Here is a 14,459-nt window from a genome sequence, read left to right on the forward strand (position 1 = left end):
GTCGTGACTCCAGCCGGTCAGCCGTCATGATCCACATTCCACACGCTGGTGCAAGCGGGGCCGCTGGTCTCCCAGGTGCTGGTGAATACGCGGAGCGCGAGTCCGTAGAGCAGCCCCGGTGGCCGCGCGACCACACACGGCGAGTTGCGGCCGTGTTCAGTCTCTCCGTACAGGGTGATGTAGGCGACCTCGTCGGTCAGGATGATGCGATACAGGTTCGGCAGATCGTAGAAGCGCAGTTCGACGACGTCCAGGTGCTGCGCGGCCTCGCGAACGTAGGCGGCATTGTTGCGCACCTGCTCCTGCAGCATGCCCGGCCGCAGTCCTCGGTCGAAGCGTCGCATTGACTCCTCTCGCCTGACCAGCCAGGAGCCCGGCCGGGGGTCTGGTAGTAGAACCCGTACCGCATCGAGGGGCCGTACCGAGCCCGACCAAATGGGCCCGAAGGTGTCTCGGGTGAGCTCGTTGCCACGCCCGGCTAGCACTCCGACCCACCGCGCCTTCACCAGGTCAGCGGCCAGATCGTCCGCCGCCCGCCGCTGCTGGCGGTGCAGCTTACGCACCCCCAGTCCGGAGTATCGGGAGAGCACAGCGACGGCCCAGTCGCGAGCACGGGCGGAGAGTGCCCATCCCACAGCGATGGAGAGTCCTGTTGCCGCCATCGAGCTGACCACGCCCAGCGTGAAGTCGTTCATCGCTTGTTCTCAAGATAGGGAAGAAGGAGACGCAGAACCTGAGCAGCGTGCCAGGCCGCGACCCGCTGAGGTGTGTCGGACTTGTTCCGGTCGGCGCGATCGGAGATGCCGCGTACGACCATCCACCGGTGCTGCCGGCCGGAGGCGGCGGAGCGTTCGTGGCAGGCTTGCCCAAGCCCGCCCGCTTCCATGTCCACGGCGAGGATCTTGTCGTTGAACGAGGCCAGGAAAGCGATCTCGTCAGCGTCCTCATCTGCGATGACCGCTTCCCCTGACCCGATGGGGCCTGCATGCACAACCGGCGATCGCGAGGTTCCCTCGGGGTCCACGATCGTCAGGCGGCTGGGCGGATCGAGATCGGCGATGAAGGCGTTGACCGCATGTCCGATGGCCGCAGGCACCGGTCGGCTCTGACCACGGCGAGGTGTACCAGTGGGCGTGATCTTACGCAGGTCGTAGTAGACCATCTCAGTGGCCAGGATCACGTCACCGATAGCTACTGACTCGTGGATGCCTCCGCCGATCCCTGCCAGCACGGTGATCTCGGGATCGAAGGCTCCGACGAGATTGGAGTAGGCGGCCATGGCGGAGCGTTGTCCCTGCTCGAGGGCCATGGTGGCGGCCACCGACACCCCGTTCACCATCGCCCGGTAGAAGGTCAGATCTCCGACGCGTTCACTACGTAGGCCAAGAGCGAGCCGTACGGCCTGGGTCTCGAGCGGAAGGATGGTGATCACTCCCACCTGGGCGCGCTCCGCAGCTCCGTCACGCTGCACCGCGGCAGCCTGTACCACCCTGGCGTTGCTGCCCACCGCCGAGTCGCGCACGGTCATGGTGCCGCCGTAGTTCAGAATGCCGTCGACGTGCTGCTGGCTCACGATCGTTCACCGTCCCCTTGGTCATTGGGCTCATGTTGCTGATTGGACCGGTACTGGTTGGTCCGGTACTGGTTGGTCCGGGAGGCGTTCTGACCGATGGCCGAGTCACGGATTTCCATTCGCCCCATATTGAGTACAGTCGCGCTGATGATCGTTTGTGCTCGCTTCTTGAAGTCGGAGGTGTCCACACCATGCGCCTCCAGGAACTTCTCCGTCGCCCATAAGAGCCGCTGCTCAATGATCTTCATCAGGCCGAGGATCTCGGCGCGATCGTGCTCGGCGTCCTGCCATGGCGTCGCGCGATCCTCACGCACGCGGTGGGCCGTCCCGACGGCCGACCCCCTGTGCGGCAGGACCGTCCAGTCGATGCGCGCCAACAGCCAGCCCAGGAACAGCCGTGGTACACCGGCGATTCGCCTCATGGCGAGGATCTCGTCCGGCAGGCGCAGGACCGCTTTGAGGCCCTCCCGAACGACGGACACCCATCCTCGCTCCCCGTAGTGATCGAGGATCTCGTAGTTTCGTGGGAGCCGGGTCAGGGCGCAGGCCGCGAAGTCGAGGCAGAGCGTCCTGGCCTTGATGGTGACGCGGACAAACACCGTGACGACCACCTCTCCGGTCGGAGAGGTGGAGATCTCCAGGAAGTGGTGGAAGGGGCCGTAAGGAGTGTTGATGATCTTCCTGCGCTCCTCCGGGTCGAGCGTACGGCGCAGGCGGTCCCGGTCGTTGGACAGGACCATCTCCTCAACGTAAATGCGGTCCCCGATGCTGAGTCCTGGCAGCGAGGTCGGCTCGCCTCCGCCTCCGACCTCCTCAACGGCCTTGTGCAAGACGTCAATCAGCTCGTCCGGCTCGAAGTCACGCACGTTGTCCGTGTTCTCCGGCGTGCCCTGCTTCGGAAGCAGGGGCACGGTCAGCGGGGGCAACCACTTGTGAACGAGTTCTCCGGCTCCGACGAAGATGTCCTGCCGATCTTCGAAGTAGCTCGTCAGACGGAGTGAAATGTCGTCCTCGTCCTTGCCCTCGTCGTCTTCCTCGCTCTCCGGCACGGGCCGACGGTAGATCGCGTACTCGGACGCCTGCTGCTCGCGAATACGCTGCATGCGTCGGCTCGGCCGCCCGATTCCCAGCGAATCGGACACCCACATGCGGTTGGCGCTCAACCGCCGGCTTGCGGCCCCGGTGAAGGCGAACAAGGCCAGCGCAGCAACGAGCAAGGCCGCCATGGCAAGCACGTTCTCTGCAGGCCGATGCTGCAGCGCCGCTGCCAGAATGGGTACGACAAAGAGCGCGAGGCAGGCCATGGTGAGCAACTTCACTTCACGTTGCAGCTCCTCCAGCCCACGCTTGTGCCGGCGATATCGGGTGCGGTGCAGGAAATCGTCGATGGCCTCCAGCGCCCGCCGCCGCCCAACCGCGGGAAGCGTACGAGCCAGGCGCCGCAGCGCCAGCCAGAGCAGCAGGATGCACACCACCGTGATAGCCAGGGCGGGAAGAGCCAGCCACGCCCCGACGAATACGGACAGAAACCCTAACCGCTCGAGAACCTCCAGCATCAGCGCGCGCTTGGCATGTCCGACCACAGGCACCAGATCGAAACCGTACGAAGGGGCGACCCGGTGCGCGGGATCAAGCAGGACCCGCCAGATCACCGAGTCTCGGAAGTCACGATCGAAGTAGACACCCGCGCACAACTGTCGGGCTGCCTTGCCTCGCGGATGAGCGGGTTGTCGGCCAGGTGAATGCGCATCGTCGCTCATGCCACCTCCACCACAGAACGAATTTAGGTAGCTATGACCTTAAGCTCTTTAGAGATAAGGTCAAGATGACCTAAAGGGAGACAGTCTTGTCACGCGAGCACCAACAGGGGATCGACGTCACCGTCGACCTCGTGATCCTCACCATCCGGGACAGCGAGCTCCACGCTCTCCTTGTAGAGCGCGGCAACGAACCGTACAGGGGCCGGCAGGCGCTCCCCGGTGGCTTTCTACGACCAGGCGAAACCCTGGAACACGCCGCCCGGCGCGAACTGAAGGAAGAGACGGGCCTGGACGCGGCACGGCTGCACCTCGAACAGCTCCGCGCCTATAGCGAGCCGAACCGCGACCCCCGCGGGCGCGTGATCACTGTGGCCTTTCTCGCTCTCGGCCCCGATCTGCCCATCCCCACGGCCGGCACAGACGCCTCCGACGCCGCGTGGGTGCCGGTACCGTCGATTTTGGCCGAGCCTGGTCTGCTGGCCTTCGACCACCTGACCATCCTGCGTGACGCGCTGGAGCGCGCCCGGTCGCAACTGGAGTACACAACGGTGGCCACCGCGTTCTGCCCCGAACCGTTCACCATCTCCGACCTGCGCAAGGTTTACGAGACCGTGTGGAGACTCAAGCTCGATCCAAGCAACTTCCGTCGCAAGGTCACCCGCGCCGACCGGTTTCTGGAAGCCACAGGGGAACGGCGGCTCACGGAGCCGGGCCGTCCCGCTCCCCTCTACCGCCGCGGCCCCGCCCACCTTCTGCACCCGCCACTGCTACGCGAGGGGCACCTTGCCCGCCTCCACACGACCACACCTGCCCTCCGCTAAGGACGTGACCCGCCGACCATCTCCCCCACCGCCTCCTCCCTGCCGCCGATCCACCTGCACAGCCCCAGGCACGATGCATGGGCGTGCCGCCGTTTCAGCAGATCGGCAGGCGCAGACATCGGTCGTCGCCTTGGACGGCCCGGGGGCACGTAGCCCGGCCATTCGGGAGCGGTTCAACTATTCGATGCGGCGAAGGTCCACGCCGTCGGATCCGTCCCACCGGTTGTTCGCGGCCGCTTGGCGAGCTCGCTCAGCCGGCTCGCCGGTCAGCCCGGTGCGTTCGATGCACCATTCGACCCACTGAGGTAGCAGATCGAGTACGGCCTCGGCGTACTTCTCGATGTATCCGTCTGCGACAAGGATCACGGTGTGCTCGATCCGATGCGGGGAGCAGGCGTAGTAGGCGGGCCCGGAGAGGCGGGACCAGGTGTCGGCGAGTGTGGCGATGTCGTCTCGTTCAGGCGTGTGGCCGTCTCGATCGCGTAGCCAGGCGGCGAAGCCGTCGATGATCCGGTTGAGGTCCTGCTCGGGCTTGGGCTCGCGAGCGACGGTGAACGACTCGCAGAGGGCTCTGGCTCGCTGGCGCAGCCGGAAGTGTTCGGCGATGAGCTGCCGCGACTCGCTGCCGATCAGCAGGGCGCCCAGGAGGTCGGAATGGCACAGCGGATCCAGCAGTTCGCGGGCGGTGGCCTGGTCGCACGGAGCCGGTTCGGTGGAGGTGGGCGCCACGCGCGCCCCCACGGCGGCTCGCCACTCGGCGAACGCCTCCTCCGGGCAGGCGAAAACGCCTGCGTGTACGACCCGGTCTCCGGTGCAGCGGTCGATGTCCCAGCAGTACCAGTGCGGATCCTCCTCGCCCCAGGCAAAGGGGGCCAGGAGCGCGTACCGCGAACCGTACTCGTCGGCCAGCAGCAAGGGCTGTCCAGCCGGAGCGGCCCGGAGAATCTCACTCGGCCACCCGGCGGCGATGCCGGCCTCGGCCAGGACCGTCGTGGTGTCCTCGATGGTTTCGCGAACGGCGAGGCCGGGGTCGCGGCGCAGCATCTCCCCACTGGACGGCGGGGTCATCGCGGCGAGCCCGTGCAGCAGCCGCCACAGGTCATCCATCTGCCCGCTGGTGCGTGCGGCGCTCTGGATCTCGTCGCGGACGAGGTCGGCCAGCGAGGCCAGGTACTGGTCCCAGTGGAAACCCATGGTCTCGCTCTGGGTGCGCGTCCACATCTCCTCACCCACCAGGTCGACGACGGCGTTCTCCAGCCGCAGCGGCGAGTGGGCGGGCAGGTCGGCGAGGCGCTCGACGATCGCACTCTGGGAATCCGGCCACCACTCATCCCCAGCAGTCCCCAGCAGCGACTCGAACAGCACAGAACCAGCATCCGGCGAAGGCTGACGGGCGGCGAGCTGCAGCGCCCGCCGGGCAGGATGGCCGCTGACTCCCCGCGTGGGATTGACCTTCGCCTTACGCTTGTTCGCCACGGCACCCGATCCTACGGCGTCACATACGCCGGGAAGGGCTCGTTCGCGCGGCACGTGCGGCTGAGGCCCGTACTCTGAACGCTATGCGGGAGGAGTTGCGGGCGTTCACCGAGTGGGTGGGCGCGGGCAGGAAGCTGACCCAGACGGGGAACCTGACGCTGTCGGACGCGCGGGCGCTGGTGGCGCTGCTGCAAACCGGCGACGAGATAGACCCGAAGATCGGCGACCGGGGGTTCCGGACGAAGAGCAGCACCGAACTGCCCGAACTGAACCTGATCGTGGAATGGGCCAAGGCGGCCGGGCTGGTCCGGGTGGTCAAGGGGCGACTGCTGCCGGTGAAGAAGGCGGCGCCGCTGCTGAAGGATCCGGAGCGGCTGTGGGAGGCGGCGTTCACGGCGCTGGAGAAGATGGGCGAGGCGCTCTTCCCCAGGAACTACTGGTACGCGTCGCTGGTCGGCGAGGAGTTCGCGCTCATCTGGCCGGCGCTGCTGCGCAGGTTGTACGGCGGGCCGGTGCCCGTCTCGGATCTGCGGGAGCTGGCGTGGGAGATCGCGTCGCCGTACTACGAGATGCACGACCCGCAAGCGCAACGGCGGATGACCGACCACGACATCGACCGACTGCTGACCGTCCTGGTCCGACTCGGCGCGGTGGAACTCACGGAGGAGACGGCGATTCTGACGCCGGTGGCGGTGAACGCCGTACGGCGCAGCCGGGGTGAGGCCGCACCAGGAGAGCCCATCTACCAGATCCGGGTGACGCTCCAGGAAAGTGCGGATCCGGTGATCTGGCGGCGCCTGCTCATCTCACCCGGGATCACGATCGACAGGCTGCACCACATCCTGGCAGCGGCCATGGGCTGGGAAGACTGTCATCTCCACCTGTTCACAGCGGGCGGTGTCCTGTACGGCAAACCGTCAGCCGAGTGGGATCTGAACGTTGTGGACGAGAGAAGGACCTCGCTAACGGAGGTGCTGCCGCAGGCCGGGGCAGCCATCGAATACGAATACGACCTGGGCGACAGCTGGCGGCACGACATAGTGCTGGAGGAGATTCTCACCGCGGAGGAAGGAGTCCGTTATCCGGTGCTGGTGGACGGAATGGGCGCTTGCCCGCCAGAGGACGTCGGCGGCGTTGGAGGCTACGCATACTTCCGTCTCGTGTTGGCCAATCCCGAGCACGACGAGCACGACGACTATGTCCGCTGGGCCGGTCTGGAGAGCGCGCAGGAGTTCGACCCGGCCCGGTTTGCCGTTGCAGCCGCACGCCGAGCGCTGGCCTCGGGTAGATGATCAGATGCGCCTTGCACGTCAACGGCCCCTGCTCATTCCTCCAGTCGTCACTCATCACGGCAGGGCCGACCGCCTCATCCCGGAGCATCCCTGTACTCCGAACACATGCCTCGAGGTCGTCCCCGTTCGAATGCGCGCCCTAGAAGCTAGGCGCGTGCTGGGGGCAGAACGTAGCGGCTGACGGCCAGATACGTCTCCGGCGTCGCCGCTTCGAGGAGCCCATCGTCGCTTTCCAGTTCGAGCTCTGGCTCCTGGGGACGGCGCAGCAGATTACTCCAGTCTCTTGTCGCTCCTCGCTCGTAAGCGTCGCGGAGCCGGGGGCGGAGCCGAGGGCGGGCTTCCTCCTGTTGCTCGCGCAAGATTCGCCGCTGGGTGAGTCGCTGTTGTTCCTGAGCGTCGTCGCTGAGTTCCTGGTCATCGGCCGACTGGTCCTCGGCGCGCAGCCCCGGAGTGCTCTGGGCGATGGCGAGGTCTTCCTCGTGGAGGCGCTCGCAGGCGGCGTACAGCTTCCGGGACATGCCGAGGTGAACTTCGGTACCTGGGATGCGGCAGGTGAGGAAGTCATCGAGGCCCCATGGAACGGATTCTGGTGCGCAGGGTGTGCCGCTCGGTGTAAGGCGCTACTCCGCGGGCTGCGGCCCGCATGTCGCGGGTGAGGTCGTCGCCTTCCAAGGGCGTGGTTAGCCCGGAGCGCCGACGACGGGACGCGCGGTCGGCGGGAACGAGTACGGTGCGTAGCCGGGCGGCGGGAGCGGAGCGCAGCGCCAGATAGGCGAGCATTTGGGCGCGGGCCGCGCCGATGAGCGCGTCGTCGCTGTCGCCGAGCCGGTCTTCGAGATTACCCGGGCCGACCCCTGACTCGTCGCCGATGTCAAATCCGGCCGGGGTGAACGGCGGCCGCCCGGGGTGCAGGTCATGGTCGATGGTGAGGAAGAGGTCGTCTCCGGGCCGCACGGACGCTCCAACCAGGACGGTACGGTGGGCGTACAAGCCGAGGATCTTGCTGCCGGCGGCCAGTTGCGCCCATCCCTTGCGGAGCGTGCTGAGGCCCACGTCGCCGCCCTTGGCCTCGATCAGCCAGTACAGGCTCTCTGCCTGATTCTGCCCCCATAGGTCGGGCAGCGTCAGCTTCGGATTCTTGAACGTGTCGCGCAGAGCGTTGATCGGGCCACCAAGTTCGAGGTGCTCCGTCTGACCGAGGCCCAGCAGTGAGCGGCAGGCCCACTCGGCCATCGTCATACCCAGCCGGTAGGAGGCTGCGTTCTTCGCGCTGCGCTCGGTGTTGTATGCGTACACCGGGTTCAGGGTCAGGCGCCGACCCTTGGTGCCCTGCACGGAATGCGTGCCAAGATAGGCGTACAGCGGGGAAACCCGGCGACAAGCTCCCCGTGTGCATACCGCGGCTGATTCTGCAAGTGCGGGGTGACGTCGCGGCCCACCTCAACGGCGGCCTTGATGATCTCCCGCCAGGTGGTGGTCGAGACGTACCAGCCGTCAGTCGCCGGGAACCCGCCCGACCCCGCCCACGGCTTGAGCTTGGCCGTCCGCCACTGCCTCCTGGGCTTCCTCGCAGGCCGGTCACGAAAAAGGACCGGTACGTCGAAGCTGTCGGCGTAGGTAAGCGGTGGCTCGTCGGGGACGGGTGCGGGGATCATGTGGAGCACTCTGGCACGCCCGGATCGCCTCCGGCACCGGATATGAGGTTGCCGACCGATTCCCAGTGAGAGCCATTCGGTTGGCCTGGAACGGATGTGAGGCTCAAGGACTCGAGTACATCAATCGAAGCCTGCCGTCCGATCGGCGCATCGCCCTCGCTTCGGGGCATCGCCCTGCCCACTCGGCTGGTCTCCCACCGCCTGGCCGCCGCTCAACACCCGGCGCGACGAGCCGCGCTTCATCTTGCTCAGGCGAGCTGCCCACGCAACGCCGACCAGCGCCAGAACGCTTTAAAGCTGTCTAGCAGGCCGTCGACCTGTACGGCGAGCTGACCCGACTCAACCTGAGCTTTCCCCCCGGCACTCCGGACACTTGTCTCGAGGCCATCCCCGATCGAGTGCGAGCCCTAGCTGACGCGGCTGTCGTCGCACACCGTGGGGGTGGAGGTGGGACCGATGGCAAAGACTCGTGTGCAGGTCAGCAGGCGATGCGGATGCGTGGACACGGCGACGGGACGTCAGCGAGGAGTGGCGTGTCCGCGGCTGCCAGTAGATGACGATCACGGCAGCTGGTACTTCGCGGTGCAGGTACGCGGCCTGTCCGCCAAGGTGGTTACGCCGATCCCGAGGAAGCGCAGGCGGCAGGCCGGGCTTTGGCCACTGCCGACCGCGACTGCGCAGGAGCCGGATGCACCGTCGGTGAGTGGCTGGCACTCTGGCTGGCTACCAAGGACGCTCTGCGTCCGTCGACCCGGCAGGGCTACGCCACGCACATCCGCCTCTACCTCATCCCGCAGCTGGGACGAATCCTGCTCCACCAGCTCACCTCGCGCGACGTCAACGGACTCCTCGCGGCACTCGCGTCCCGTCCCTCGCCGACCGGTCGCCGGTTGTCGCCCGCTACCGTGGTGCGGATCCACGCCACCTTGCGGACCGCGCTGAACGCAGCGGTCCGTGCCCGACTGATCCCGGTCAACCCGGCCAACGGCGCCGAACTCCCACATCCCCGGCGGCCGCATCCGGTCGTCTGGACCGCCGGGCGGACGACCCGGTGGCAGCAAGCAGGAGAACGTCCGGCGGTGGCGGTCTGGACCGAACAACAGCTCGCGGCTTTCCTGGTCGGCGTCGTGCAGGACGACCTGTACGCCGCCTGGTGGCTGGCCGCGCTGCGCGGCCTGCGCCGCGGTGAGCTGGCCGGGCTGCGCTGGACGGACGTCGACCTGCAGGCCGCGGAGCTAACGGTGACGCAGCAGCGGGTGCACGCCGACGGTCAGGTCGTGGCCGGGCCGCCGAAGAGCACCGCCAGCTGCCGAGTGGTGGTTCTGGACGCGGAGACCATACGGGTGCTGACCCGGCACCGCGAGCGCCAAGAGGAGCTGAGTGTGACGGCGGGCACCCGCTGGCAGGACTCGGGATACATGTTCACCACCGCGACGGGTGCGCCGCTGCGGCCAGACTACCTCACCGGCCGGTTCCGCCGGCTGGTAGCGGCCTCCGGGCTGCCGCCGATCCGGCTGCACGACCTGCGGCACGGCGCCGCCACCCTGGCGCCGGCCGCGCACACCGATCTGAAGGTGGTGCAGGCCATGCTGGGGCACGCCAGCATCGTGCTGACCGACGACACCTACGTCTCGGTACTGCCGGAGGTCGCCCACCAAGCCGCCCGGGAAACGGCCCGGCTTGTGCTGAACGCCGCGTCCGCGCTGGGGCGGCCGCTCGGCGACTGACTCAGCTTTGCCTCATATTTGCCCCATGCCGCCACGGGTCACGACCGCGGCTGGAGTTTCCGCAGGTGGAGAAGCGCGCCCTGCAGGATTCGAACTGCGACCGTCGGATTAGAATTTGCCCGAATACCACGCATCGCGTCAGAGCGTGCAGCATGCGGCCAAGCCGCCGACGTCACCACCCGGGCAGCCCGGCCCAGGCGGGACGAACACCGTGACGACAGCAGGCCTCTCGGCATCGGCAGTCGCGACGCCCATAGGAATTCCCTATAGCAGCTGCTGATATTTCATCTTTGCCTCTCGTTCTTTTCCCGACGTACCGTGAATCGGGTCGACGAGGTGCACACCGCGATTGCTCGAAAGATTCGCTGCTGTGCCCGCGCCGAGCGAATGAGCAAACAATCGAAAGGAATGGCAGCATGACCACGGTCGAGAACGGAGCTGAGCCGCGAGAGCTCAAAGGAAAGCGAGCCCTGGTCACAGGTGGTTCCCGCGGAATCGGAGCGGCTGTCGTGCGCCAACTCCTGGACGCGGGCGCCGAGGTCTTGGCCACCGCCAGGTCGACCACGTACACGGCGCCGGAGGGAGCCGCCTTCGTGACGGCCGACATCCGGACACAGGCCGGGACGGAGGCGCTGGCCACGGCCGTGCAGGAGACGCTCGGCGGGGTGGACATCCTGGTCCACAACGCGGGTGGTGCGCGGGCCAACGCGGGCGGCAGCGCCATGACGATCCCCGCCGAGGACTGGCAGGACACGCTGGAGCTGAACCTCCTGGCGGCGGTGCGGCTGAACTCGCTGCTGGCACCAGGGATGCGGGAACGGGGATCGGGGGCGATCATACACATCTCCACGGCCGCGCTCCTCCCGCCGGTGCCGGCGTTCGCGCACTACCAGGCGGCGAAGGCGGGGCTGGAGAGCTACAGCCGGGCCCTGGCCGCGGAGCTGGCCCCGTTCGGAGTCCGGGTCAACGCCCTGGGCCCCGGCAGGACCGCCACACCCGGCGGCGAGGAGACGCGGAGCCGGTGGGCGAGCGACAACGCGGAATCGGGCGCGATCGCCAGACCCCCGCTCGGGCGCGACGGCCGGCCTGACGACATCGCCAACGCGGTGCTGTTCTTCGTGTCCGACCGGGCGAGTTGGCTCACCGGAACCTATTTCTCCGTGGACGGCGGCGAATACCCCAGGAACTGACGCCGAAGGGAAATTCGGCGGCGCACTTTCACATCAGATAACGGAGGAATCATGGCATGGAAAAATACAGCGGCAAGAATGTGATGGTCACCGGTGGCAGCAGCGGCATCGGGCTCGCGATCGCGAAGCTCCTGGCGGACGGCGGAGCCCGCGTGGTGATCACCGGCCGTTCTCAGGCCACGCTCGAAGCCGCACGAGAGCGGCTGGGCGAGAACGTGGTGGCCTTTCGCGGCGACGTGTCCTCACTGTCCGACCTGGACGCCCTGGCAGACCGGGTGAAGGCCGAGTTCGGCACGATCGACGCCCTGTTCGTCAACGCGGGCATCACACTCCTCACGCCTTTCGAGTCGACGACCGAGGAGGTGTACGACGAGCTGTTCGCGATCAACGTCAAGGGCGCCTTCTTCACCGTGCAGAAGCTCGCCCCGCTGCTGAACACGGGTGCCGGCGTCGTCCTCACCACCTCGGTCGCCGGCGCCGTCGGCATGCTGGACACCAGTGTCTACGCGGCCGGCAAGGCGGCGGTGCGCTCCCTGGCCCGCAGCTTCTCCCGCGAGTTGCTTCCGCGCAGGATTCGTGTCAACGCGATCAGCCCCGGTCCTATCGACACGGGGATTCTGGAGCGTTCCATGACCAAGGAGGACGCCCAGCAGTTCAAGGCGGAGCGCGTCGCGGACAATCCCATGCGGCGTTTCGGCACCCTCGACGAGATCGCCACCGCGGCCGCGTTCCTTGCCTTCGACGCGACGTACACTGCGGGCGTCGAGCTCGCCGTGGACGGCGGAGTCACCCAACTCTGACCGGCCCCACGCCCCAGCCACTACGCCTCATGGCACGCCGCGGGCCGGATCACCTTCCCTCTCACCGTCCTCGAACGCTCACTGGAACGAGCGATCATGGCCCAGGACGAGCTGTTCGGCGGCGTTCACCGCGGCAACCTCATCGTGCAGCTCACCGGCCCCAGCGTCTGACCGGCGAAAGGAGGCGGAGCTGTCCCAGGTCTCCTGACGCAGGAGCTCCAGCAGAGCGGTCGCCGCCGGGCCCGCGTCGGACCGGACCACGGCGATGACAGGCTGGGACACGGCCGGGAACACCGGACGCGCGAGGTGCTCATAACCGCGGGGCACCGCGGAGGCCGGGACGAGCGTCACCCCCAGGCCATGGGCGGCCCACCGAACGGCTGTCGCCGTCTGGGACACGCGGGCGACCGTGGCCGGGGTCAGCCCGTCGTTCCGCGACACCTCCAGCAGCACGCCGTCCAGTGCGCTGTCGCGGTCGAACCTGACCCACGGCTCCCCCTCCAGCTCGCGCAGCTCGACCCGGTCCGCGGCGAGCTGCCGGTGCCCGGCGCCCAGCACCACGACGAACTCCTCCTCGCCGAGGCGGTGGGCGTCCGCGGGGCTCCGCTCGCACGCGGCCATCAGGGCCAGGCCCAGCGCACCCTTGCGGCACAGCCGATCCAGCTCAGCGGAGCTCGACTCCTCGAAGACGGTGACCTCCAGCCGCGGGAAGCGGCGCCGCAGCACGCTCAGCGCGCCCGGCAGCTGCCGCGTGCCGAAGCCCAGCTGCGCCGCGACGACCAGCTCTCCCACCAGGTCAGCCGCGCCGGCCCGCGCCGTTGCCCGCGCCCGCCGAGCCGCGTTCACCGCGGCCTCCGCCTCCTTCAGGAACGCCCGGCCGACCGCGGTGGGCACTAGTCCGGCCGACGTCCGGGCGAACAGCGTCACGCCGAGGTCACGCTCCAGGTTGCGGATCTGCTGGGACATCGACGGCTGGGCGACTTGCAACAACTCCGCTGCCGCCGTCACCGAGCCCTCCGCCGCGACCGCCAGGGCGTACTCGAACTGGCGAAGGCTCATCGGCTCCCATCCCTCTTGGGTGAAGCGTGGCCCACCCCGTCGTCATCGCGTCCCGAACCACTCACGTCAGCCGGATTCCGCGACCGGCGATAAACGTTCTTCAGCCCACCCGGAACCCTCCCTTCAACACACTCCCGTCCCGAACCCTTCCCAAAGGTGACGCCGTTCCGCTCTATCGGTACCCGGCTTGTTGGCTTACACCTTGGTGTGCAGAGGTAAGTACGGTTAGGCGGGATCTGTCGCTGATCTTAGGACGTGGTGCGATTTGGTGGCTGAGCGGGATCAAGACCGTCCTGGCGATGACGATACGACGCTTCAAGTGTGTGAACACCAGGTGCGCGGTGGCGTCGTTCGCAGCAGGGTGTCCTTGGCGCCCGGCATCCCGAGCCGAGCTGCCAGCCGGGCACCCGCCCGGGCGGCCATGCTCACCGCCACCGACGTCAGCATCTGCTTCAGCAGGGGTGTGAAGCGGGCGTGGGGGCTGGTCAGCCCCTCGATCTGCTCGGCTGGCCCGATCGCATCCCGAGCCTGCGCCTACCGATAACCACATCCGCCCAGGTCATAACCTGGGTCGAACAGGGCTACAAACAGGTCAAGGACGAGTTGGACTGGGCCGACTTCCAGGTCCGCTCCAACCTGACCATCCGCCGTCACCAAACCCTGCTCTTGTGCGCGTTCATCTTCTGCTGGGCAACCTGGTTCACCGACCCGCCCGAACCGGCTTCCCCACCCGGCCCTGATCCGGACCACGACCTTGAGAGGGGGCAGCCGTCCGACATCCCAGCCACGCTGCCACGAACGCCGAGGATGAACGCCATCTGCGAGCGGGCCATCGGCACCCTGCGCCGCGAACTCCTGCACCGGATCCTGATCTTGATGAACGCCACCTGGCTCTCGTGCTCCAGGAGTACCTGATCCACTGCAACGGGCACCGGCCGCACCAGTCCCGGCAACAGCGTCCCCCGGATATCGCAACGCAGCCCGCCCACGACGTGACCGACCTCAACGACCCATCCGCCGAAAACCCGCCGCCACAGGCACGATCAACGAATGCCGCCACACCGCTTAACCGCAGCTCAGACCACGTAACTCAATATTCGAGTGGC

General features: G+C 67.5%; 13 protein-coding genes. 6 read left to right on the forward strand and 7 right to left on the reverse strand.

Features of this window, described 5'->3' with window-relative positions:
* Nucleotides 1–17: 17 nt before the first annotated feature.
* Genes ABEA43_RS60410 through ABEA43_RS60420 form a run of 3 tightly spaced genes read right to left on the reverse strand, consistent with a single transcriptional unit; the run spans nucleotide 18 to nucleotide 3,333 of the window.
* Entirely contained in the window at nucleotides 18–695 is a 678-nt protein-coding gene (locus tag ABEA43_RS60410) for a hypothetical protein (protein WP_345577371.1), read from the reverse strand.
* Complete coding sequence (locus tag ABEA43_RS60415; protein ID WP_345577374.1) at nucleotides 692–1,573, reverse strand: 5'-methylthioadenosine/S-adenosylhomocysteine nucleosidase; 882 nt, start codon at nucleotides 1,571–1,573, stop codon at nucleotides 692–694. The genes ABEA43_RS60410 and ABEA43_RS60415 overlap by 4 nt, the downstream gene beginning before the upstream one ends.
* Nucleotides 1,570–3,333: a hypothetical protein gene (locus ABEA43_RS60420; protein WP_345577377.1), complete on the reverse strand. Its 1,764-nt coding sequence runs from the start codon at nucleotides 3,331–3,333 to the stop codon at nucleotides 1,570–1,572. Before ABEA43_RS60420 ends, ABEA43_RS60415 begins: the two co-directional genes overlap by 4 nt.
* Nucleotides 3,334–3,419: 86 nt before the next feature.
* Here ABEA43_RS60420 and ABEA43_RS60425 point away from each other — a divergent pair, with 86 nt between their 5' ends.
* A complete protein-coding gene (locus ABEA43_RS60425; RefSeq protein WP_345577380.1) occupies nucleotides 3,420–4,154 on the forward strand; it encodes an NUDIX hydrolase in 735 nt (244 codons plus the stop codon).
* Nucleotides 4,155–4,331: 177 nt separating this feature from the next.
* On the opposite strand, the gene ABEA43_RS60430 is transcribed toward ABEA43_RS60425, so the two are convergent.
* The gene (locus tag ABEA43_RS60430) at nucleotides 4,332–5,630 is read right to left on the reverse strand and encodes a hypothetical protein (RefSeq protein ID WP_345577383.1); all 1,299 of its coding nucleotides are present in this window, start codon (nucleotides 5,628–5,630) and stop codon (nucleotides 4,332–4,334) included.
* An 83-nt stretch (nucleotides 5,631–5,713) separates the two neighbouring features.
* On the opposite strand from ABEA43_RS60430, the gene ABEA43_RS60435 reads away from it, so the two are divergent.
* The gene (locus ABEA43_RS60435; RefSeq protein ID WP_345577386.1) at nucleotides 5,714–6,922 is read left to right on the forward strand and encodes a plasmid pRiA4b ORF-3 family protein; all 1,209 of its coding nucleotides are present in this window, start codon (nucleotides 5,714–5,716) and stop codon (nucleotides 6,920–6,922) included.
* A 146-nt stretch (nucleotides 6,923–7,068) separates the two neighbouring features.
* Here ABEA43_RS60435 and ABEA43_RS60440 read toward each other — a convergent pair whose 3' ends face one another.
* Both ABEA43_RS60440 and ABEA43_RS60445 read right to left on the reverse strand, forming a co-directional pair.
* Nucleotides 7,069–7,440, reverse strand: coding sequence for a hypothetical protein (locus ABEA43_RS60440; RefSeq protein WP_345577389.1), 372 nt, complete (start codon nucleotides 7,438–7,440; stop codon nucleotides 7,069–7,071).
* 43 nt (nucleotides 7,441–7,483) lie between these two features.
* Nucleotides 7,484–8,257, reverse strand: a complete 774-nt coding sequence (locus ABEA43_RS60445) for a hypothetical protein (protein WP_345577392.1) — start codon at nucleotides 8,255–8,257, stop codon at nucleotides 7,484–7,486.
* Nucleotides 8,258–9,230: 973 nt separating this feature from the next.
* Between ABEA43_RS60445 and ABEA43_RS60450 the strand changes: the two genes are divergently transcribed.
* The 3 genes from ABEA43_RS60450 (at nucleotide 9,231) to ABEA43_RS60460 (ending at nucleotide 12,294) form a co-directional block, all read left to right on the forward strand.
* Entirely contained in the window at nucleotides 9,231–10,304 is a 1,074-nt protein-coding gene (locus tag ABEA43_RS60450) for a tyrosine-type recombinase/integrase (protein ID WP_345577395.1), read from the forward strand.
* A gap of 416 nt (nucleotides 10,305–10,720) precedes the next feature.
* A complete protein-coding gene (locus ABEA43_RS60455; protein WP_345577398.1) occupies nucleotides 10,721–11,494 on the forward strand; it encodes an oxidoreductase in 774 nt (257 codons plus the stop codon).
* Nucleotides 11,495–11,550: 56 nt separating this feature from the next.
* Nucleotides 11,551–12,294 (forward strand): SDR family oxidoreductase, encoded by a 744-nt coding sequence (locus ABEA43_RS60460; protein ID WP_345577401.1) that lies wholly within the window; start codon nucleotides 11,551–11,553, stop codon nucleotides 12,292–12,294.
* Between the two features lie 78 nt (nucleotides 12,295–12,372).
* Here ABEA43_RS60460 and ABEA43_RS60465 read toward each other — a convergent pair whose 3' ends face one another.
* Entirely contained in the window at nucleotides 12,373–13,353 is a 981-nt protein-coding gene (locus ABEA43_RS60465; RefSeq protein WP_345577404.1) for a LysR family transcriptional regulator, read from the reverse strand.
* Nucleotides 13,354–13,827: 474 nt separating this feature from the next.
* Between ABEA43_RS60465 and ABEA43_RS60470 the strand changes: the two genes are divergently transcribed.
* Nucleotides 13,828–14,268 carry a hypothetical protein gene (locus ABEA43_RS60470; RefSeq protein ID WP_345577407.1) on the forward strand — a complete coding sequence of 147 codons (441 nt, stop codon included), beginning with the start codon at nucleotides 13,828–13,830 and terminating at the stop codon, nucleotides 14,266–14,268.
* Nucleotides 14,269–14,459 lie beyond the last annotated feature (191 nt).

The organism is Nonomuraea rosea (assembly GCF_039539705.1).
In the GTDB taxonomy this organism is placed as follows: Bacteria; Actinomycetota; Actinomycetes; order Streptosporangiales; family Streptosporangiaceae; genus Nonomuraea; species Nonomuraea rosea.

Excerpts from the sequence above, each read along its gene's own strand:
- ABEA43_RS60410 (WP_345577371.1), bottom strand. The coding sequence starts at position 695 with ATGAACGACTTCACGCTGGGCGTGGTCAGCTCGATGGCGGCAACAGGA.
- ABEA43_RS60420 (WP_345577377.1), bottom strand. The coding sequence starts at position 3,333 with ATGAGCGACGATGCGCATTCACCTGGCCGACAACCCGCTCATCCGCGA.
- ABEA43_RS60435 (WP_345577386.1), top strand. The coding sequence starts at position 5,714 with ATGCGGGAGGAGTTGCGGGCGTTCACCGAGTGGGTGGGCGCGGGCAGG.
- ABEA43_RS60440 (WP_345577389.1), bottom strand. The coding sequence starts at position 7,440 with ATGTCCCGGAAGCTGTACGCCGCCTGCGAGCGCCTCCACGAGGAAGAC.
- ABEA43_RS60455 (WP_345577398.1), top strand. The coding sequence starts at position 10,721 with ATGACCACGGTCGAGAACGGAGCTGAGCCGCGAGAGCTCAAAGGAAAG.
- ABEA43_RS60460 (WP_345577401.1), top strand. The coding sequence starts at position 11,551 with ATGGAAAAATACAGCGGCAAGAATGTGATGGTCACCGGTGGCAGCAGC.
- ABEA43_RS60465 (WP_345577404.1), bottom strand. The coding sequence starts at position 13,353 with ATGAGCCTTCGCCAGTTCGAGTACGCCCTGGCGGTCGCGGCGGAGGGC.